Below are 19,086 nucleotides of genomic sequence, written 5' to 3'. Positions count from 1 at the left end.
CTACAATTTGTTAGATGTTTTTATACATAGTGGTTATTTTTATATTTTCAAGAAATTATTGGCATTTTTTATTATGAATATTAAAAAAGTAAAAGAGAGTTTTAAAAAAATAGGTGTTATAACTCTTCTAATTCTCATAAGTAGTTGTACCAATATAACAGCGCAGCGCTATCTATCTAAAAAATATTCTGATAAGGTTGATTATAAAAAAGCAACTTTCAATGACTTAAATAATTGGAACTCTAACAACCATCTTATATCTTTTAATACATTTAAAAAGTCATGTGTAAAAATAATTGATGAAAACAAGTCAGAATATGCAAATTGGATAAACATTTGTAATAAAGTAATAAATGATAAAATAAAAACAGAAGATGAAGCTAAAGCATTTTTTGAGCAGAACTTCACCCCATACCAAATAGTATATAAAAATAAAGATACTGGAACATTCACCGGATACTACGAACCTACCATAAAAGGTAGCTTAGTAAAAACTCTACAATACACTATACCTATCTATAGAACTCCCAATGACTTAATTAAAAAATCTAAAGGTGATGATTCTTTTGCTTTTGGCAGATACAAGGATGGCAAATTTGTTCCCTACTACACGCGCGCAGAAATATCAAATGGTAACCTCCTTACCAAAAAAGATGTTTTGGTATGGGTGAAATCGAAAGTTGATAGAACATTCCTGCAAATTCAAGGTTCTGGAAGAATAGAAACAGATAGTGGTGATATCTTAGTTGGTTACGATAGTCAAAATGGACATGAGTACAAACCGATTGGAAGGTATCTGCTCGATAATGGCTATATGAGTAGAGATGAGATGTCGATGCAAGCAATTAAAGCGTGGCTAAGAAAGAATAAAAGTAAAATGGATGAAGTTCTAAATTATGACCCATCTTTTGTATTCTTTAGATATATAGATCGCAAGAATGCGGTTGGTGCTCAGGATGTTGAACTAACTCCCGGTTATTCTCTGGCTGTTGATGACAGATACTATTTGTATGGAGTTCCTCTTTGGCTAGAAACCGATTACTACGAAGATAACCATCATGACACTAAACCACTTGATAGATTAATGATAGCTCAAGATACAGGAGGGGCAATTCGAGGCCCTATAAGAGGTGATGTATTCTGGGGGCATGGTCAACAGGCTGAATTTAACGCTGGACACATGAATAATCAAGGTAAACTATGGATTCTGTTACCAAATGAATAATTTTAAACATTTTGACACTATAATTATTGGTGCTGGTATCTCAGGCATATCTCTTGCACAAGAACTATCTGAAGCAAACATTGAAAGCTGCATATTTGAGTCAGATAGTATCGGAGGTTGTATAGACTCACAAAGATATAAAAACTTTTGGTTTGAGATGGGGGCACATACAATATATAACTCTTATAACGAAACTATAGACTATATTTGTAATAACTCTCTTGAACAAAACATTCAATCAAGGAAAAAAGCTCCGTTTCTATTTGTACAGCCTAATAATAAAATTCAAAGTATTTTTACCAATATAAACCCTTTTACTGCTGCTTTTAGTTTCTTAAAGAATAGAAATATCTCAAAGGAAGATAAAACTGTTAGCGAATATGCAAAAAAGCTATTTGGCAAAAAAAATTACAACCGAACATTAAAGTTTTGTTTTGATGCTGTATTATCTCAAAATAGCCAAAACTTCCCAATGAAATACCTATTTAAAAAATATGATAGAAATACTTCTTTACCGCGAAGTTTTACATTTAAAAATGGCTTATCTGAATTATTTACTAATCAAAAACAAAAAATTATCAAAGAAAAAGTTATCAAGATTTCAAAACAAGATACATGGATAGTTGAAACAGACAGTGCTAATAGTTATCACTGTGATAACTTATGCATTGCAACACCATGGAATATAACGGAGTCTTTGCTAGAAGATATACTGCCAAATATAGCAAAACATCAATACCGACCTGTCATGTCAAACCTAACAAGTATAGGAATTGTTACTAATAAAGAATCATTAAAACATATTAAAAGTATTGCTGGCTTAATTGGTAAAGAACAGTTCTTTTTCTCAGCCGTCTCCCGTGACGTCGTCGATAACCCCAACTACAGAGCTATAGTATTTCATTGTAAAGGTAATTACCCTCAAAAAGAGTTAGCATATAAAATCACAAAACTTCTAAATATAACTGACGAAGATATTCTCCATACATATACAAAACAAAACACATTACCCTGCTATCATCGTAATCATAGCACTTTCCTACAGGATTTAGAAAAAGAGCTTTCTCAATTATCTAATTTATATATTACAGGTAATTTTTTTGATAGATTAGCAATTGAAAACTGTATTAGACGGTCAAACAAAGAAGCCGATAGATTGATCTGCTCTCAAAAAAAATGAGCTAAAACATACTCAGCTCTAGGAGCCACAAACCAATGATAAAAACCCTTGCTGTCAACAATTATCGTTCATTATTAAACCTAGTAATACCATTATCACAACTAAATATTATAACTGGCGCTAATGCAAGCGGTAAGTCAAATCTATACAAAGCTTTGAGACTACTAGCAGAAACAGCTCAAGGGGGTGTAGTAAACTCACTTGCTAAAGAAGGTGGTCTACCCACAACATTTTGGGCAGGTCCTGAAAAAATTTCCAAAGAAATGCTTGAAGGTAAAATTCCAATACAAGGAGGACCCAAACAAAAAGAATCTCGTCTACGCTTAGGGTTTAGTGATGAAACATTTGGATATGCTATTTCTCTCGGCTACCCAGGTCCACTAACTGCAACTTCTTTTTCTCTAGATGCCGAAATCAAGCGTGAAACAATTTGGGTTGGTGAAAATTATAAGCATCCAAGCACCCTAGTCGATAGAGATAGTCATATCATAAAGATCCGAGAACAAAAACAATGGCAAGTCATAGAGCAACACTGTCCTAAATATGAAAGTATATTTACTCAAGCTTCGTATATTGATAAAACACCTGAAATTATAACCCTACGAGAGAAAATCAAACAATGGCGTTTTTACGATCACTTTCGCACAGATATTGATGCTCCAGTACGGACTCCTCAATTAGGCACTCTTACAACAGTGCTAAGTCATGATGGCCACGATCTTGCCTCAGCACTGCAGACTATTATTGACATTGGAGACCAACAATCTCTAAATGAAGCTATCGAAGATGCTTTCCCGTGTAGTAATCTAAATATCAGAAAACATGCTGATGGGCAATTCATTACAGAGCTAAGTCAACACGGTCTACTTCGCCCGCTATCCGCTCGTGAACTCTCTGACGGAACACTACGATACTTATTATTAACAGCTGCGCTATTCACTCCAAGACCTCCTGAACTTATGGTTCTAAATGAACCTGAGACGAGCTTACATTCTGACTTGATACCTCCTCTTGCAAGACTAATTGCAAAAGCATCTACTAAAACTCAAATTTGGGTAATCTCACACTCTAAAGAACTCATAAAATATCTAAGACAACTACCAACTCATAGCCTAATTGAAATAGAGAAAGAACTTGGACAAACTAAAATTATTGGACAAAATCTTCTAAATACTCCAAATTGGAGGTGGCCAGATACAAAATAAGCTATATATAATTTTTCTGTATCAATTTTATTTGCTTATCTCACATAGACAGTGTACCATATAGACTGCTTAAATTTTTAAAGTGTGGTGAACTGTATCTGTTCACAAAATTAAGAATTTTTTGCAAAAACTGAGTAATTGACAACAATAAAATAAAGGAAAAAAGATGAAAACGTTTACTGCAAAACCATCAGACATCAAAAGACAGTGGCTTTTGATTGATGCTACAGATAAAACTTTAGGTCGTCTAGCTACAGAAGTAGCAATGATCCTAAGAGGTAAAAATAAACCAGAATATACTCCTCACATGGACACTGGTGATTATGTTATTATCATCAATGCTGAAAAAGTAGCTGTAACTGGTAACAAAAGAAAAGGCAAAATTTACCACCACCATACTGGATATATTGGCGGTATCAAATCAATCTCTTTTGAGAAGCTAATTGCAACTCATCCAGAAAGAGCTATTGAAAAAGCTGTTAAAGGCATGCTTCCTAGAACTCCTCTTGGACGTGCTATGTACAAAAAGTTAAAAGTTTATGCTGGTGAAAATCACCCACATACAGCTCAACAACCTCAAGCTCACAATATTTAATAAAGGATGGTAAAAATGTCAGAATATAATTATGGTACAGGTCGTCGCAAAAGCTCTGTAGCTCGTGTATTTATGAAAAAAGGTACTGGTCAATTCATCGTAAACGGACTTCCATTAGAACAGTACTTATGTCGTGAAACAGATTGCATGGTTGTAAAACAACCTTTAGAGTTAACTAACAACACTGATAGCTTTGATTTTAAAGTAACTGTAAAAGGTGGTGGAACTACAGGTCAAGCTGGTGCTATTCGCTTAGGTGTTACTAGAGCTCTTATCGAATTTGATGAAGATTTAAAACCAGCTCTTCGTGAAGCAGGCTTTGTGACTCGTGATCCACGTAAAGTTGAGCGTAAGAAATTTGGTCTTAGAAAAGCTCGTAGAAGAAGACAGTTCTCTAAGCGTTAATATACGTCATACTACCTTTCTATTATTCTTTTTATTTTTTATCACTAGGAGGATAAAATCTTGTTATTATATACAAAAAAGGATGATATCTATAGCGACATAGTTCGTATGATTCTTCTTATCAAAGGAGCTAATGCAAAGATTATAGATGTTTCTGAAGAAGAAAACTCCAAACACTTAGAAGAATTAAATATCATAACGCCTAATGGTAACATCCCTACTCTTAGTACAGATGAATTTGCTGTATATAGGCTTAGTGTTATTATAGAGGCTATAGAAGATTTGTACCCTTTTCCTCCGATGTTTCCAGTTTTTCCAAAACAAAGAGCTAATGCAAGAATATTATTAGAATATGTTAATAAAACATTTCTACAAAATATTATTAAATTACAGAGCTCAGATTTGACAGACGAAGAGGCATCTGAGATAAAAGTAAAAATGCAAAAAGATATTATTAGTACTTATAAAACAGTTGTTAGCGAAAGAGAGACAAATGCAGAAAGTAATCCTGATGCTCAAAACATTAACGTTTTGACTCTCATCATAACCTTCGTTTTTTATTACTTTATTAAGCTTAAGATTTCTATACCTACAAAAGATAAAAATATTATTAAAGAAATCAAAGAGCTACTTAGTGAGCCTAATTTCATTAAAACAATTAAAGCACAAGGAGCTTGATATGGCTATGCTTAGAGCTTATGTGGCTAAAGCTACATACAACTGGCTAGTTGATCACGGATTTACACCATATGTCTTAGTTGATACTGAATATGAAGGTGTAATCGTACCTAACAACTATATTGATGAAGATAATAAGATCTTACTAGACCTATCTCCTCAAGCAATACAAGGCTTAGAAATTGACGATAATCATATTAGCTTTGATGCTACTTTTGATGGTGAACCAATTTCGATAAATATTCCTATGGAAGCTGTTTTAGAAGTTTTTTCTAAAGAAACAGAACAAGGAATGTATGCTCGAGAATTTGGTTATGGAATCAATATTAATGAAGGTGAAGATGATGAAACAGTTAATCCTAAAAAATTAGGAGAAACAAACTCAGATAATGTTCTTTCACTAGATTAATTCTCTAGGAATTTTTCCTATCTTATCAGAAATTTCATGTAGTCAATTTATCTGAAACAATATAGCCATCTTTAATTATTAATTTTATGCTTTCATTAGGATTTACCAATAAGTCTATATCCTCTAAAGGGTTTCCTTCAAATACAATGATGTCAGCAAATGCACCTGATTTTATTATGCCTAGTTTATCTACCATATTTAATAACTCTGCATTTTTATAGGTAGCTGAGTATAGAGTTTGGAATGGTGTTTCAACTTGAGATCTAATCTTAAATTCAGTATTTTGATACCTCATTAGACCTCCCAATAGATCTGTACCAAAACCAACATTAATACTATAATCATGCGCAATTTTAATAGCCTCAAGACTATTTGATCGAACTCCACCTAACTTCTCTAAGACATGATCTGGGGTATTAAACTCTTTACCATGAAGATAAAATGCTTCATAAATTGCTAACGTAGGTACAATGAAAGCATTATTTGCAGCAATTATTTTTGCTGCCTTTTCATCAAGGAGATTCGCATGCTCTAAAGATCTTACACCTAATTTAACGCAGCGTATTAAAGCTTCTGGAGTATAAGCATGTGCCATGACATAAGTTCCATTACGTTTAGCTTCATCAACAATTGCTATTATTTCATCATCAGAGAATTGTAAGTTAGTAATTTTATCTGCTGGTGATGCAATACCTCCAGCTGCCATAATTTTAATCTGAGTAGCACCTTCTCTTAGCTGCTCTCTTGTAGCTTTTAGTACCTCTGGCACACCATCACATATTGTAGAAATATTTGAACCACTGACTTGACAAGAACAAATTTTTGATTCAGTAGTTCCTCTAAAATCTCCATGACCTCCAGTAGCACTGAGGGCCTTACCACTATAAAACAATCTTGGTGTTGTTGCTTTTCTTTTTTCAAAAGCCCGAGCTATTCCATAACCAGCTCCGCCAGCATCTCGTAATGTCGTAAATCCTCTCAGCAATGACTCTTCTGCTGCTTGTAGTGACTCTATAGCCATGAAATCATTTGATATATTATCATTTGCTAGATCCACTGATGCTGCTGAAGATAAATGCACATGAGCATCTATAAGCCCAGGCATCAAAAACCTATCTTTTAAATCTATAATTACCTCAGCACTAAAATTAGAAATTTCATTATCAGTCAATGATAAAATCTTATTATCTTCCACATAAACATAATTATAGTGATTAATTTGATTGTCTTTACCATTAAAAACATTTGCATTTTTTAATATAATCTTAGCCATTTTATATTACCTTTTTTTGATTATTTAGATTCTTTTTCGGTTTTATCAACATTTGTTAAACTTTCTAGATTAATAATCATCTCATCTAGTTGCTTAGTAAAGATATTTAAATCTTTATTATCGATATGTCCCAAAGACTTTTGCCAATTTATGTTTATAAAATCTTGAGTCTTAACTGAAAACTCTTTTCCTAGTTCTGTTAATTCAAAACGCACAACTCTTTTATCTTTTGTATCAACATATCGCTTCAATAACTTTTTAGATAGCAGGCTGTTAATCGCTCTAGTAATATTCTGAGGCTCACATCTCATATAGTTAGAAATATCCGACTTTGAAGGTTTATTAAGTGATAAAGTAGCTAGTAAAACAATAGACTCTGTATAGGTAAAATTTCTTTGCTCCAAATAGTCCATGAATATTTTATACCATAAGGCATTAATTCTTCTCCATTGTTGACTCAAATTTGTAAATTTATCTAGTAACATAAAAGCTATATATTTTTTTATTTACAATTATATGAAGCATTGCGTTATATTTCAACTAATGATAATATCTCATCCGTAATTATCTAACTAGTCTTGAAACATGATCACATTAAATCAAAAACAAATCTTACTTGACAAAGCTATCATGCAACAAAAATCACCTTTTTTTATAAAAGATATTGATAGCAAATATATATATATCAATCATCAAGCAGCCGCACTAGCAGATTTAACTCCAGAAGATTTTATAGGATTCGATGACTCAGAAATTTTTGGGGCTAAAATTGGGGCTATATATCGAAAAAAAGATCAAGATATAATTGCTGGTAAAGACATTAATCCTATTGATATTTTCACTGATAAAAAAGGCGTTACAAGAGCATATTTTATATTAAGACAACCTATCTATGATAAGGATAAAATTATCGGAGTATCTGGAATTAGAGCTGATATAACTAACTTCATAGAAAAAATTGCAGCCATCAAAATTTAATTTATATGACAAAAAATATTTTCACAGATAAAAATAATTATATTTTTGCTTCGACGATTACAGCTTCTGTATTTTTTTCTAGCTTAAGCTCATCCTACCTTTACAATCATCAAATACTACCTATGATTTGGGCTTTTGTTTTTGGGATATTTCTACCTTTTTATCGCTTTGGAAATACTAAGCTTGAACAAATCAAAAGCCTAACCACAAATACAATTCTAGTTCTAATAATGATGCTTCTAGCATCTTTTGTCAGTTTGATAAGTTCGCCAATACTGCAAGAACTAGCTCGTGGAATTTTAGTTTTTTATTGTCTATGTTCACAACGATATTTTACTGGTGGGCGTATTTTAATTATATTCTTGATAGTATATGTACTACTTTTTTTCTATCTTGATCCAATTCTATCTGAGAATACTCTATTACCTTCTCTTAATTACTGTCTAACTGGATTATTAATGGGCTACATATCAACTTCATTATTTACAATAATTATGCCAAGTGTTGATATCAAAACTCCGACTATTAATAATGACTCATTTGTTTTTAAACAAGCTATTATCATTACCATCCTTATAGTCTCTGTTTATATAACTGCTAGATTTATACATATAACTAATCCAGCTTGGATTTGCTATTCTATAGTTATAGTATCTACAGGAAATTATATAATATCGATAAAAACATCTCTGCATCGATTAATTGGCACTCTTATTGGTGCCGTTATAGGTATTGTATTATCACACTTTATTTTTGATAAATATCCATTAGCAATATACTCCTGTTTTATCTTCATTTTTCTTACATATTTTATGATTAATCATAATTATGGACTTGGTATTGTTTTTGCAACGATTTGGTTAATTGCAGTATTTTATTTTCTCAAATCAGATATGACAGTAATCAGGTTTACTATAGCACGAATTTTCGACACGCTAATTGGCATAGGTCTTGGAATATTTGCTGAATTCATATTACTTAAGAAACCTAGAAACAATAGACTATAATTTTTTAAAATATCCTAACACTACAGGCAAATACCCAATCATAAAACTTAAAGGTATACACACACTTGCCCAATAGAAAACAAAATCATCTTGATTAAAAATCAAATAGCAACATAAAGCACTTATCACACCTATTACAGTACTTAGAATAGCTCCTAATAAATTAGTCTTACTACCATAAAACCCATATAGCAAACTAAATGCTAAGGCAGCAATAGGAATATTAAAGAGCAACATTTTATCAAGAATTTGATCTATAAAAGTATTAGCAAGTATGTAGCTAAAAATTGCAATAATAGTTACGGTAATGATATTTTTGTGCTCGCTTTTATTATCTTGAAAATGTACAGAACACATCGAGGCCATAGTATTCCATAATGCTGCTATAGTTGTCAAAGCTATCATAAACATCATAAGATAAAATATCACCAACATAGGTCTACTGAAGAGATTTCGCACAGTATACACAAATGCTTCATCAGGATTGATGGAGCTAATCACTCCTGCATATTTAGCCGTAGTATAGACAGCTATCAGATAAATTAAACTCACAATAAATGATGTAATCAGGACAGCATAAAAAGCCACTTTCTTAGATTTGGCAGCAAATATTTTTTGTCCATACCATGGTGAAAGTATGTAAGTAAATGCTGTAAGAATTGCTAGAGATATAGAAAAAGAAACTGGTAAGGTTGGTATATGTGCATTATTAATATATCCAAGTGCAGAAGCATCAGCATTATATGCTAAATACCCTAAATATATAAATAGAACTATAGATAATAAAAAGCTCAACTTATCTATTTTCACTATCACTAGTAGTCCGTCTCTTATGGTAAATAATAACATTAAACTACATGCCACCCCACTTATTAACCAATGATTATAAGAAGGAAAAATCTGTTGTAGATAAATTGTAGTAGAGTATATAAAGTTAGCTCCAAACCCTGCCATCGCAGTTAACAAACATAATGCCACTACTAATCCAAATACTGGATTATAACGTTGAGAAAAAAATTCAGAAACACTAATTGCATCAAAGTTTTTCCACTTTTTAGCGACACTAAAAGAATAAAATAATAATCCAACTAAAAACACAATTCCTAGAGATAGTGCTGAGAATCCATATAAATGTCCCAAGCTCGAGAAACCTATTAGAGTTGATACATTTAACTCTGTCATTACAAGAGTAGCTGTAAGTGCAAAAAGTCCTAAACTCTTTCCTGCTGTGTAGTAGTTTTCAGAGTTATTCATTTATAACAATAGTTGAATTGGTTTATAGCTTTTTCTATGGATATCTAATACACCATATTTTCTTATATTTTCAAGATGTTCTTTTGTTGGATAACCCTTATGCTTAGCAAAACCATATTGTGGAAATAATCTATCATGCTCGAGACAAATATTATCTCTATGTACTTTTGCTAATATCGAAGCTGCAGATATTTCTTGAATTTTTGAATCACCTTTCACAATAGCTTCTGAATTATAATCCCAGTTTGGTAATTTATTACCATCGACCAGCACTTTGTCAAATTGTCCTTTTAAATTATCTGCAACTTGATTCATCGCTTTGAGCGTTGCTTGAAGGATATTTAATTCATCAATTTGCTGAGGTGAAACTTCAACTATTGTATATGCTTTTGCATGAGAAATTATTTGTTCATATAGTGATTGACGTTTTTTTTCTGTTAATTTTTTAGAGTCTGCAAGACCATCAATAGTTTTTTCAGGATCTAGTATTACTCCAGCAGCAACTACAGGTCCTGATAGTGGTCCACGCCCTGCTTCATCTATACCAAGTATAATCATTTTAATTTATCCAAATTATCTAGTGATGTTAAAAAGCCTCTCAAGATATTAACCTCTTGACTCTCTAATTCAGATCTTTGAAAAAGTCTACGCACCTTATCCATTACATGACCAGGTTTATCTCTATCCAAAAATCCAGATTGAAGCATATTATCTTCAAAATGTTGATATAACCCTTGTAGCTCTTTGACAGAAGCTTTTTTATGCAAATGAGTATATTCAGGAACTTCTTTTAAGTCACTAATCTCTACAGCTTGCTTATAAATCTCATAAGCTACTAGTTGTACAGCTTGGGCTAGATTAAGAGATGTATATCCTTCATTTGACGGAATATACGCATGCACATTACTCATCAAAAGCTCTTCATTTAATAGTCCTGTTCTTTCTCTGCCAAATAATATTGCTATTTTTTCATCAGATTTTTGGATTTTATTAAGTATGTTTGTAGCAACTTTATATATAGGCTCTATAGGCAGAGATACTCTACGCACTCTTGCACTAGTCCCGACTACATAATCTATACCATCAAGTGCTTCTTGAAGATTAGGTACAATCCTAGCATTTTTCACAACTTCTGTAGCATGACATGATAATGCTATGGCTTCGTCATCTATGCCTTTTTTAGGATTGACTAGCCACAAATTTGTTAATCCCATATTCAGCATTGCTCTAGCAGTGGAACCTACATTGCCACTGTGAGAGGGCTCTACTAAAACTATACGTATATTATTAGATAAATTAGTCATTGTTAGTATTAATAATTAAATTATACAAATCATCAGAACTTTCAGCTTGCTGAAAATATTGCTGGGTTCGATCCTCTTTTAGATAAAGGGCTAACTGCTTTAATAATTCCATATGAATATCTGATATCTTATCTGGAAAGAAAACACCAATAGCTATTTTAATATCATCGTCTATAGAATTATCATAATAACTATTTTTCAATGTAACTATCATTATTCTAGTAGTCATAAGGTTTTCAACCCTACAATGAGGAATATAAATATTCTTGCCAATATATGTATTACCTATTCTCTCACGCTTATAGATGTTTTTTAGAACGATATCTTCACTTATATCTGGATAACTATCAGATACTCGATTTGCTAAAAACTCAATTAAGCGCTTTTTTGACTCAATATTTAAATTTAAAATTATATCTTTTTTACTTATTAGAGCTTTTAAGTTCATGAATTTTATATAGAAAAATATAACAAGATACTTATTCAGAATGACCAGTCGCGTGGTTATCTCTCAATTTATTTTTATGTTTTTTTATCTGACGAGCCAACTTATCTTCAAGCATATCAATAGCTGCATATAAATCTTTATCCTCCGCCTTCGCCACAAATTCACTACCTGGAACTGTAACTATAGCTTCTGCCACTTGATGATCTTTTTCAACATCTAAAATTACTTTTGTTGAAGTGATGTTGTCAAAATAATGTCCTACCTTACCAATTTTCTCATTAACATAACTTTTGATTGGGTCAGTAACTTCAACATGTCTACCAGTAATTTGAATATTCATATAAACCTCCAGATTTTGAATAACACGCCCACAGAATTATATGGAGCTCTGTTTTAATAACCACCTAAGTGATATACTTGTATTCATATTATACAAGCTAAATACTATAAAGCAAAGCAATGAACAACAATGTAAAACAAATTTTAACCTCTCTAGGTCTTATTGCGGTAGCAGTTATATCATTCATTATTTTTGCTCCTTTATTTGTTTTTCTAATTATTTTTTTTATGATTTTCTCATTTTTTATACGTAGGAAAATAATTAAAGAAAATCCCGATTTTTTTAAGCAATATACAAATAAAAAAGGTCGTGTGATAGATCAAGAAGAAGATGATACTGATATTAACTCAAACTACAAAATAAAATAAACATGTATACTAAAGATACTATAGTTGCAGTTGCAACACCCCAAGGTAATGGTGGTATAGGTATAATACGTATCTCTGGCGTAAATGCTTTATCAATAGCCGAAAAGCTCACAAAAAAACGTCTCAAACCTAGATATGCCACATTTTGTAATATTTATAATGCAAATGAAATAGTTGATCATGGTATTGTAATATTTTTCAACTCTCCTAATTCATATACTGGTGAAGATGTTGTTGAAATACAAGCACATGGCAATCCTTTTATACTTAACTTAATAATCAAAGCTACCCTAGAATGTGGCGCTAGAATGGCAAATGCTGGAGAGTTTACAGAAAGAGCATTTCTTAATAATAAGCTTGATTTGGCTCAAGCTGAAGCTGTAGCTGATATTATTAATGCATCTTCAGAAATAGCTGCAAAATCAGCAGCAAAGTCTCTTCAAGGAGATTTTTCTAGAGAGATTAATAATCTTTTAGAAAAACTTATCTATCTACGAATGTATGTTGAGGCATCTATTGACTTTCCAGAAGAGGAAATCAACTTTTTAGAAGATCAAAAGATTCATACTAGTTTACAAGAAATATATAAAACAATTCTCGATGTCAAAAATAGTTGTAAACAAGGAGCGATCCTTGTTGAAGGCGTAACACTAATACTGGTCGGTAAGCCTAATGCTGGTAAATCTAGTCTTTTAAATGCTCTAGCTGGTAAAGAGTCTGCCATTGTAACATCAATAGCAGGTACAACTCGAGATATTGTAAAGGAGCATATTCAAATAAATGGTGTTCCTATGCATATTATCGATACTGCTGGATTACGTAGCAGTGATGATGTTATCGAAAGCGAAGGAATCAAAAGAGCAATCAAAAAGATTCAAGAGGCAGATCAAATATTATTTGTAACCGATGACTATACAAATAGTCAGGTTAAATTTAGTGATATAAAGGATATAATACCTGAATTTTATAATCAAATACCTAAAGATATAGATATTACTTATGTTCACAATAAGATAGACCTCCTTGAAGAAGCGCCTATGAATCATAATAATCATATTTATATATCCGCAGGTAACAACATAGGTATTGATAAGCTAAAAGATCATATTCTTGCCAAAGTTGGTTATACAACTCAAAATGAGAGTGTTTATACAGCTCGTGAGAGACATGTTACAGCTATAAATAATGCTTTTGAACATATCAAACTTGCTAGAGAACAGTTAGAACTTGGGAATGGAGAACTCTTAGCAGAAGAATTATTAATAGTTCAAGAGCATCTTAACTCAATCACAGGAGAGTTCAGCTCTGATGACCTATTAGGAGAGATTTTCTCAAGCTTTTGTATTGGAAAATAGTATAAAAAACTTCTTTTTTACTTATAATTAGTTTTAACCATAGTTATATCATCTTCTAACTGACGACTATTAAAAGGTTTGTTAATATTCTTATCAACCTCTACTGTTTTAACTTTACTGCTAGTTATATTTAATGAATTACCAGCTACTATCGCATACAAATCTGCACTAATAATCAATATAACAAAAACTACTAATACTTTATTCATTTAATAATCCTGCAAACAAACATTAACAAATTTAACAAACTCTTGCTCAAGATTATTTCTAACTCCAGTTGCTCTTACCAAATAAAAGTTAGTTTCGCCAAAATAATAATCATTAAGCACTGGTAATATATCTAATCTACTATTAGCAAAAATATCCAAAGTATTAACAATCTTATTACACTTAGTTGCTAAATTAATATCACATATAAAATTATTAAAAAATAGATTTGGGTTAATATTAACCTCTTCTTTAGAGTCATCTCTCTCTAAAAGACCTATCAGACTAGTCTGATATTTATCATGACTTAAGAACCCAACAACATCATGATTTTCTAAATCTTTCAGAGATTTTGGTTGTCCATATTTTTGAATATACTCTTCACTAGCGTAAAGTTTATTTTTAGCTCTTACTAACGTTTTTATAGTACAGTTTGTAACTAAAGGTTTTTTAATAGTAATTGCCACATCCATGTCATCCTTAACCAAATCTATTACTCCTGCAGTATAACTAAATACTAGTCGAACATTAGGATATCTAGCATAAAATAAATCCAATCTATCAGCTAGTATGTTATCAAGAAAAAGTTTTGGTATACCTACCTTTAAAGTTCCCGTTATTTCTTTAGATTTATTCATTAGCTGCTGAAATATTGAACTTGCTTCTTGCTCAATATCTTTAAAGTTTTTATAGAATGACTCTCCATCTTCAGTCATTTCTATTAAGCCTCTTGAGTTACGCTTGATCAATTTCATATTTATGGATTCTTCTAAGCTTTGAATTCTACGGGAAACTGTACTTTGAGAAATATTTAAATGTTTAGCTAATTCTGTAAATGTACCTATATTGATAAGCTTAATAAAAATAAAAATATCATCAAAATTCATCACTAACCTCATTTGCGCATAGCTGTTATGCATTTTTTGCTACAGACAAATTAATACTACTACAAATATAATAGCCATGTAAGCTGATAAATTAACTTTAGCTTTTTAAATAACAAATAAGGAAATAAATAATGAGAAAAACACTATCAAAAATTATTTTAAGTAGCGCAATATTAGCAACATCAATACCAGCTATGGCTTGCTCTGAAATCAATCATGATTTTGGAAAAAATATTGGAGTTTATACTACTAGAACTATGGATATCTTTATTGACTTAAAACCAAACTTAACTGTATATCCTAGAGGAACAAAAGAAAGTGGTGGTCTAAATAAAAATCCTCTTAACTGGACTGATAAATATGGTTATGTATCAATTGATGAAACTAATTTAGAAAATTTAACAGGTGAAGGTGTAAATGAAAAAGGCCTAGCTGCCCACCTGCTTTATTTAGGGGATACTGTTCAACCTAAAAGAGATCTAAGCAAACCAGGAATCAATGGCGTTGATTGGGTTAGATATGTACTAGGAAACTATTCTACAGTTCAAGAAGTTCTAGAAAACTTAGATAAATATCAAATATACAATCCGCCAGTAAAAATTAATGGTAAAGATAGTTATTTACCAGTTCATTATCTAGTAGAAGATAAAACTGGAGATAGTGCGCTTATTGAATATATTAATGGAAAGTTAACTATACATAGAGGTGTAAAAAATCTTAGTAATGAACCTAGCTATGATAAGCAACTTAAAATTTTAAAACAAGCCAAAGATTTGGGATTCTATAATATAGATAAACTACCAGGTGGTGCCAACTCTGGATATAGATTTGTAAGGGGTAGTTTTATAAATGAAAATTTACCAGATGCAGACTCTGCTGATCAAGCTGTCAATTACATGTTTGCAGCAGCTGACTCTGTATCTGTTCCATTTATCAAAGGCTACAGAAATGAGAGTTTTAATAACCCAAGTTTAGAAGATAAATGGCCAACACAATGGAAATCAGTAACATCCTTATCTCAGAATACTATCTATATTTCTGATACATTAGTTGGTAATAGAGTTTCTGTTAACCTTAATGAGGCTAATTTAAGTGAGGGACAACCAATTAAAAGCATATCAGTTATGGATAAATCTTTAACTGGAGATATAACTAGCAAACTAACTCCTAAAGATAAATAAAACTTAGGCCTAAGTAACTTTAATGCTTTTCATCAGTAATTTCTCAACTATCCAAAATCAATATAAGTTTTAGTGACTATGTTCATTTATGCATAACTGCTATGTAGCTTTTGCTAGAGACATATCACCACTACTAGATATATACTAAATATTAACTAGATTATAATAAAAACATAAAGGAGCAAATGATGAAAAAAATACTTCTATTAATTTTGATATCAGTTATAACTACTACTTTTGCTAATGCTAATCCAACAAAGTTAAGATCTTACTCTGTTGGTATCAAACGTAATCATATATCACTTTATGAGTCTCACAATATCACAAAAGCAACTCATTATTATACTCATTACAGATAATTAAAAGATTCTACAGCAAACATTTTGCTAAAATTACCTAATTTAAAATATAGTAAAAATATCATGATCTCTCTAATAGGCAAAACTCCTATTATCAAACTAAAAACCAACAACGCTCATAACTTATATGCCAAGTGCGAATGGCTTAACCCTACAGGAAGTATAAAAGATCGAGTTGCAAAATATATATTAGATAATTTAATCAAAAATAAAAAAATAAATTCTGAACAAGCAATTATTGAAGCAAGTTCTGGAAATATGGGAACTTCGCTAGCTGCAATTGGAAGATTATATAATCATCCCGTATATATTACGTGTCCAGAAAAAACTGGAAGAATAAAAAGAGAAATGATCAAAAGTTTTGGAGCAAATTTAACAATATGCAAAAATACTGCCAATTACACAGATGCTGATTTTTATGTAAATAAAGCTAAGCACTTAGCAAAAGATTTAGATGGGGTGTTAATTAACCAATATGATAACCTACTAAATACAGAGTGTCATTACAAAACTACAGGACAAGAAATAGTCAATTACTTTTTAACTCACTCAAAAAATATAGACTTCTTTATAACAGTTGGAGGATCTGGTGGAACTATTACTGGTTGTGCTAAAAGAATAAAAGAGATATTCCCAGAAACTAAAATTCTTATGCCAGACCCTAAAGGATCTGTTTATTACGATATTTTTTATCATGGCAAACCAATAGAGCAAAATATATACAGTTATAAAGTTGAAGGCCCAGGCAATCCCGTATTTTGTAAGTCTATGGACTTATCATACATTAATGAAATAATTCAATTCACAGATAAACAAGCTATACAAGGATGTAACGAACTAGCCCAAGAGCAAAGTATTTACGCTGGACACAGTAGTGGTGCAAATTATTTTATAGCCAAAAAGCTAATTGAAAAGCTTCCTAAAGACAAAAGCTACAACATCTTAATTATGATTTTGGATAATGGTATGAAATATAGTTTCGACTAGTCTTAGAAAATATAAAATGAAATGATATTCAAATACTGCTATTATTAAATTGATGTATCAATATATAGGAGTGTTTCATATGCCAGGTATATTAATAAGTTTCATACTGCTCTTTTTATCAGTCATATTCGCTTGGTTTAATAGACGATGGGGACTTATAGCATTTTGTATTTTTCTAATCGTAACATCACTAGTATTTCTTCATCATGCTAGTGATCATTTGTCAATTTATCTATAGATAAGGAGCGCAAATATGAAAAAATATTTTAAAGAAGATTTAGTAAAACTCCTAAGTGCTATAGAACTTGCAGGTATTACAGTTACAATTATTTCTGCATTCTACTTTCAGTTTGTAATGGGAGAAATCCCTTGCCCATTATGCCTTTTGCAAAGATTAGGACTACTAGCAATAGGATTCGGATTTTTATTGAATATGCATTATCATATCAGACCTAGCCATTATGCGCTATCGCTACTAGCTTCTGTATTAACAGCATTTATTTCATTACGTCAAATTGCTCTTCATGTTTCAGATCCAGTTGGCTTTGGTTCAACAGTTTTTGGACTACACATGTATACATGGGTATTCATAATATGCATGATTGCGATCATTTATATTTCTGTAGTTATGTCTTATCCTAATCAATATAAAATCAATAAAGATCCTAATGAAATAGCAGATGCAAAAAATAATAAAATCCGAACATTAAGTCATATTATATTTGTCATTTTCATAATTGCTATTTTTGCTAATATTGCTTCAACTTTTATTGAATGTGGTATACATGAATGCCCAGATAATCCAACAAAATACATTCTCGCATAAACTCTAAATAATGCTACATGATTTATCCTAATAAGATATTTCTTTATTAGCAATAAAATAATATATAATTAATAGATGTAATATCTGATACTGTTTATAGCAAAGTATTATAAGGAGCTTAAGATATGAAGCCGAAGCTATTAATGTACATATTATTGATATCATATTCTGCCTACCTATGTGCATCTCCTACTATTATTAATAAAGAAACATCCAACAACCAGATACTACAATCAATATCTAAAGAATTAACTAATGCTGAAATAGAAACACAATCTTTAATCAATAAACAACAACAAACTAAGGCTGATGATGATTCTTTTGAAATGTATAGTAATAAGGTAGTTAATCATAATTATTAGTTAATATCATTTTGTATATAAACTAATTGATAAGGATAATTTAAATTTAGTAAGTATAAAAACACAAAGCCCCATATTTCTATGAGGCTTTTTGTATTGCTTATCACGATAAGTCTTTGATATTTGAATAAGATGGCGATTACCTACTTTCACCTGGCCGGAGCCAAACTATCATCGGCGTTTTGTAGTTTCACTTCTGAGTTCGGAATGGGATCAGGTGGTTCCTACAAGTTATTATCGCCAAAACTGTGTT

General features: G+C 31.3%; 26 protein-coding genes and 1 rRNA gene. 17 read left to right on the top strand and 10 right to left on the bottom strand.

The genetic code is table 11. From position 1 onward, the window contains the following. The first annotated feature begins 73 nt into the window (after positions 1-73). The 7 genes from mltA to mglB all read left to right on the top strand — a co-directional run bounded on the left by mltA (position 74) and on the right by mglB (position 5,697). The gene (mltA, locus tag F0R75_RS02030; RefSeq protein WP_149368529.1) at positions 74-1,225 is read left to right on the top strand and encodes a murein transglycosylase A; all 1,152 of its coding nucleotides are present in this window, start codon (positions 74-76) and stop codon (positions 1,223-1,225) included. Continuing rightward, positions 1,218-2,405: an NAD(P)-binding protein gene (locus F0R75_RS02025; RefSeq protein ID WP_149368530.1), complete on the top strand. Its 1,188-nt coding sequence runs from the start codon at positions 1,218-1,220 to the stop codon at positions 2,403-2,405. Before mltA ends, F0R75_RS02025 begins: the two co-directional genes overlap by 8 nt. A gap of 35 nt (positions 2,406-2,440) precedes the next feature. Then, positions 2,441-3,610, top strand: a complete 1,170-nt coding sequence (locus F0R75_RS02020; protein WP_149377183.1) for an AAA family ATPase — start codon at positions 2,441-2,443, stop codon at positions 3,608-3,610. A gap of 166 nt (positions 3,611-3,776) precedes the next feature. Beyond that, positions 3,777-4,205, top strand: a complete 429-nt coding sequence (gene rplM / locus F0R75_RS02015) for a 50S ribosomal protein L13 (protein ID WP_013922802.1) — start codon at positions 3,777-3,779, stop codon at positions 4,203-4,205. 15 nt (positions 4,206-4,220) lie between these two features. Next, positions 4,221-4,610 (top strand): 30S ribosomal protein S9, encoded by a 390-nt coding sequence (gene rpsI / locus F0R75_RS02010; RefSeq protein ID WP_013922801.1) that lies wholly within the window; start codon positions 4,221-4,223, stop codon positions 4,608-4,610. 60 nt (positions 4,611-4,670) lie between these two features. After that, positions 4,671-5,288 (top strand): transcriptional regulator MglA, encoded by a 618-nt coding sequence (gene mglA, locus F0R75_RS02005; RefSeq protein ID WP_146421916.1) that lies wholly within the window; start codon positions 4,671-4,673, stop codon positions 5,286-5,288. A gap of 1 nt (position 5,289) precedes the next feature. After that, positions 5,290-5,697: a transcriptional regulator MglB gene (gene mglB / locus F0R75_RS02000; protein WP_013922799.1), complete on the top strand. Its 408-nt coding sequence runs from the start codon at positions 5,290-5,292 to the stop codon at positions 5,695-5,697. 34 nt (positions 5,698-5,731) lie between these two features. Here mglB and F0R75_RS01995 read toward each other — a convergent pair whose 3' ends face one another. Then, positions 5,732-6,970 (bottom strand): metal-dependent hydrolase family protein, encoded by a 1,239-nt coding sequence (locus F0R75_RS01995; RefSeq protein ID WP_246145968.1) that lies wholly within the window; start codon positions 6,968-6,970, stop codon positions 5,732-5,734. A 20-nt stretch (positions 6,971-6,990) separates the two neighbouring features. Then, positions 6,991-7,455 carry a MarR family winged helix-turn-helix transcriptional regulator gene (locus F0R75_RS01990; RefSeq protein ID WP_246145967.1) on the bottom strand — a complete coding sequence of 155 codons (465 nt, stop codon included), beginning with the start codon at positions 7,453-7,455 and terminating at the stop codon, positions 6,991-6,993. A gap of 100 nt (positions 7,456-7,555) precedes the next feature. Between F0R75_RS01990 and F0R75_RS01985 the strand changes: the two genes are divergently transcribed. Next, positions 7,556-7,948: a PAS domain-containing protein gene (locus F0R75_RS01985; RefSeq protein WP_146421913.1), complete on the top strand. Its 393-nt coding sequence runs from the start codon at positions 7,556-7,558 to the stop codon at positions 7,946-7,948. Between the two features lie 5 nt (positions 7,949-7,953). Beyond that, on the top strand, positions 7,954-8,955 hold the full coding sequence (locus F0R75_RS01980; RefSeq protein ID WP_149368532.1) for an FUSC family protein: 1,002 nt from the start codon (positions 7,954-7,956) through the stop codon (positions 8,953-8,955). Here the strand turns inward: F0R75_RS01980 and F0R75_RS01975 are convergent. Genes F0R75_RS01975 through hpf form a run of 5 tightly spaced genes read right to left on the bottom strand, consistent with a single transcriptional unit; the run spans position 8,950 to position 12,301 of the window. Next, entirely contained in the window at positions 8,950-10,209 is a 1,260-nt protein-coding gene (locus F0R75_RS01975; RefSeq protein WP_149368533.1) for a sodium:solute symporter family transporter, read from the bottom strand. The genes F0R75_RS01980 and F0R75_RS01975 overlap by 6 nt on opposite strands. After that, on the bottom strand, positions 10,210-10,767 hold the full coding sequence (gene rnhB, locus F0R75_RS01970) for a ribonuclease HII (protein ID WP_149368534.1): 558 nt from the start codon (positions 10,765-10,767) through the stop codon (positions 10,210-10,212). Then, positions 10,764-11,513 (bottom strand): RNA methyltransferase, encoded by a 750-nt coding sequence (locus F0R75_RS01965; RefSeq protein WP_149368535.1) that lies wholly within the window; start codon positions 11,511-11,513, stop codon positions 10,764-10,766. Before F0R75_RS01965 ends, rnhB begins: the two co-directional genes overlap by 4 nt. Beyond that, entirely contained in the window at positions 11,506-11,961 is a 456-nt protein-coding gene (locus F0R75_RS01960) for a PTS sugar transporter subunit IIA (protein ID WP_013922790.1), read from the bottom strand. The genes F0R75_RS01965 and F0R75_RS01960 overlap by 8 nt, the downstream gene beginning before the upstream one ends. A gap of 31 nt (positions 11,962-11,992) precedes the next feature. Beyond that, positions 11,993-12,301, bottom strand: coding sequence for a ribosome hibernation-promoting factor, HPF/YfiA family (gene hpf / locus F0R75_RS01955; RefSeq protein ID WP_013922789.1), 309 nt, complete (start codon positions 12,299-12,301; stop codon positions 11,993-11,995). 119 nt (positions 12,302-12,420) lie between these two features. On the opposite strand from hpf, the gene F0R75_RS01950 reads away from it, so the two are divergent. Further along, complete coding sequence (locus F0R75_RS01950) at positions 12,421-12,669, top strand: hypothetical protein (RefSeq protein ID WP_013922788.1); 249 nt, start codon at positions 12,421-12,423, stop codon at positions 12,667-12,669. Between the two features lie 2 nt (positions 12,670-12,671). Then, positions 12,672-14,024, top strand: coding sequence for a tRNA uridine-5-carboxymethylaminomethyl(34) synthesis GTPase MnmE (gene mnmE, locus F0R75_RS01945; protein WP_149368536.1), 1,353 nt, complete (start codon positions 12,672-12,674; stop codon positions 14,022-14,024). A gap of 17 nt (positions 14,025-14,041) precedes the next feature. Here the strand turns inward: mnmE and F0R75_RS01940 are convergent, their stop codons facing one another. Beyond that, a complete protein-coding gene (locus F0R75_RS01940) occupies positions 14,042-14,233 on the bottom strand; it encodes a hypothetical protein (protein WP_149368537.1) in 192 nt (63 codons plus the stop codon). After that, positions 14,234-15,118: a LysR family transcriptional regulator gene (locus F0R75_RS01935; RefSeq protein ID WP_149368538.1), complete on the bottom strand. Its 885-nt coding sequence runs from the start codon at positions 15,116-15,118 to the stop codon at positions 14,234-14,236. A gap of 131 nt (positions 15,119-15,249) precedes the next feature. Here F0R75_RS01935 and F0R75_RS01930 point away from each other — a divergent pair, with 131 nt between their 5' ends. The 6 genes from F0R75_RS01930 (at position 15,250) to F0R75_RS01915 (ending at position 18,833) form a co-directional block, all read left to right on the top strand. Further along, positions 15,250-16,299: a linear amide C-N hydrolase gene (locus tag F0R75_RS01930; protein WP_149368539.1), complete on the top strand. Its 1,050-nt coding sequence runs from the start codon at positions 15,250-15,252 to the stop codon at positions 16,297-16,299. A 188-nt stretch (positions 16,300-16,487) separates the two neighbouring features. Then, a complete protein-coding gene (locus F0R75_RS10125) occupies positions 16,488-16,658 on the top strand; it encodes a hypothetical protein (protein ID WP_013922783.1) in 171 nt (56 codons plus the stop codon). 63 nt (positions 16,659-16,721) lie between these two features. Beyond that, positions 16,722-17,645 carry a PLP-dependent cysteine synthase family protein gene (locus tag F0R75_RS01925; protein WP_149368540.1) on the top strand — a complete coding sequence of 308 codons (924 nt, stop codon included), beginning with the start codon at positions 16,722-16,724 and terminating at the stop codon, positions 17,643-17,645. 52 nt (positions 17,646-17,697) lie between these two features. Next, positions 17,698-17,883, top strand: a complete 186-nt coding sequence (locus F0R75_RS10185; RefSeq protein ID WP_306669292.1) for a DUF5993 family protein — start codon at positions 17,698-17,700, stop codon at positions 17,881-17,883. A 15-nt stretch (positions 17,884-17,898) separates the two neighbouring features. Beyond that, complete coding sequence (locus F0R75_RS01920) at positions 17,899-18,471, top strand: disulfide bond formation protein B (RefSeq protein WP_013922781.1); 573 nt, start codon at positions 17,899-17,901, stop codon at positions 18,469-18,471. A gap of 125 nt (positions 18,472-18,596) precedes the next feature. Continuing rightward, positions 18,597-18,833: a hypothetical protein gene (locus F0R75_RS01915; RefSeq protein ID WP_149368541.1), complete on the top strand. Its 237-nt coding sequence runs from the start codon at positions 18,597-18,599 to the stop codon at positions 18,831-18,833. A 130-nt stretch (positions 18,834-18,963) separates the two neighbouring features. On the opposite strand, the gene rrf is transcribed toward F0R75_RS01915, so the two are convergent. Beyond that, positions 18,964-19,078, bottom strand: a 5S ribosomal RNA gene (gene rrf, locus F0R75_RS01910). Positions 19,079-19,086 lie beyond the last annotated feature (8 nt).

The organism is Francisella marina, from assembly GCF_008369785.1.
Taxonomy (GTDB): Bacteria; Pseudomonadota; Gammaproteobacteria; order Francisellales; family Francisellaceae; genus Francisella; species Francisella salimarina.
The sequence above is the reverse complement of the archived record's forward strand: the minus strand, read 5'-3'. Positions and strand labels throughout refer to the sequence as shown.

What these genes read in the sequence shown, in the direction of transcription:
- mltA (WP_149368529.1), top strand. Translation starts at nt 74, where the DNA reads ATGAATATTAAAAAAGTAAAAGAGAGTTTTAAAAAAATAGGTGTTATA.
- F0R75_RS02025 (WP_149368530.1), top strand. Translation starts at nt 1,218, where the DNA reads ATGAATAATTTTAAACATTTTGACACTATAATTATTGGTGCTGGTATC.
- F0R75_RS02020 (WP_149377183.1), top strand. Translation starts at nt 2,441, where the DNA reads ATGATAAAAACCCTTGCTGTCAACAATTATCGTTCATTATTAAACCTA.
- rplM (WP_013922802.1), top strand. Translation starts at nt 3,777, where the DNA reads ATGAAAACGTTTACTGCAAAACCATCAGACATCAAAAGACAGTGGCTT.
- rpsI (WP_013922801.1), top strand. Translation starts at nt 4,221, where the DNA reads ATGTCAGAATATAATTATGGTACAGGTCGTCGCAAAAGCTCTGTAGCT.
- mglB (WP_013922799.1), top strand. Translation starts at nt 5,290, where the DNA reads ATGGCTATGCTTAGAGCTTATGTGGCTAAAGCTACATACAACTGGCTA.
- F0R75_RS01995 (WP_246145968.1), bottom strand. Translation starts at nt 6,970, where the DNA reads ATGGCTAAGATTATATTAAAAAATGCAAATGTTTTTAATGGTAAAGAC.
- F0R75_RS01990 (WP_246145967.1), bottom strand. Translation starts at nt 7,455, where the DNA reads ATGTTACTAGATAAATTTACAAATTTGAGTCAACAATGGAGAAGAATT.
- F0R75_RS01985 (WP_146421913.1), top strand. Translation starts at nt 7,556, where the DNA reads ATGATCACATTAAATCAAAAACAAATCTTACTTGACAAAGCTATCATG.
- F0R75_RS01980 (WP_149368532.1), top strand. Translation starts at nt 7,954, where the DNA reads ATGACAAAAAATATTTTCACAGATAAAAATAATTATATTTTTGCTTCG.
- F0R75_RS01975 (WP_149368533.1), bottom strand. Translation starts at nt 10,209, where the DNA reads ATGAATAACTCTGAAAACTACTACACAGCAGGAAAGAGTTTAGGACTT.
- rnhB (WP_149368534.1), bottom strand. Translation starts at nt 10,767, where the DNA reads ATGATTATACTTGGTATAGATGAAGCAGGGCGTGGACCACTATCAGGA.
- F0R75_RS01965 (WP_149368535.1), bottom strand. Translation starts at nt 11,513, where the DNA reads ATGACTAATTTATCTAATAATATACGTATAGTTTTAGTAGAGCCCTCT.
- F0R75_RS01960 (WP_013922790.1), bottom strand. Translation starts at nt 11,961, where the DNA reads ATGAACTTAAAAGCTCTAATAAGTAAAAAAGATATAATTTTAAATTTA.
- hpf (WP_013922789.1), bottom strand. Translation starts at nt 12,301, where the DNA reads ATGAATATTCAAATTACTGGTAGACATGTTGAAGTTACTGACCCAATC.
- F0R75_RS01950 (WP_013922788.1), top strand. Translation starts at nt 12,421, where the DNA reads ATGAACAACAATGTAAAACAAATTTTAACCTCTCTAGGTCTTATTGCG.
- mnmE (WP_149368536.1), top strand. Translation starts at nt 12,672, where the DNA reads ATGTATACTAAAGATACTATAGTTGCAGTTGCAACACCCCAAGGTAAT.
- F0R75_RS01940 (WP_149368537.1), bottom strand. Translation starts at nt 14,233, where the DNA reads ATGAATAAAGTATTAGTAGTTTTTGTTATATTGATTATTAGTGCAGAT.
- F0R75_RS01935 (WP_149368538.1), bottom strand. Translation starts at nt 15,118, where the DNA reads ATGAATTTTGATGATATTTTTATTTTTATTAAGCTTATCAATATAGGT.
- F0R75_RS01930 (WP_149368539.1), top strand. Translation starts at nt 15,250, where the DNA reads ATGAGAAAAACACTATCAAAAATTATTTTAAGTAGCGCAATATTAGCA.
- F0R75_RS10125 (WP_013922783.1), top strand. Translation starts at nt 16,488, where the DNA reads ATGAAAAAAATACTTCTATTAATTTTGATATCAGTTATAACTACTACT.
- F0R75_RS01925 (WP_149368540.1), top strand. Translation starts at nt 16,722, where the DNA reads ATGATCTCTCTAATAGGCAAAACTCCTATTATCAAACTAAAAACCAAC.
- F0R75_RS10185 (WP_306669292.1), top strand. Translation starts at nt 17,698, where the DNA reads ATGTATCAATATATAGGAGTGTTTCATATGCCAGGTATATTAATAAGT.
- F0R75_RS01920 (WP_013922781.1), top strand. Translation starts at nt 17,899, where the DNA reads ATGAAAAAATATTTTAAAGAAGATTTAGTAAAACTCCTAAGTGCTATA.
- F0R75_RS01915 (WP_149368541.1), top strand. Translation starts at nt 18,597, where the DNA reads ATGAAGCCGAAGCTATTAATGTACATATTATTGATATCATATTCTGCC.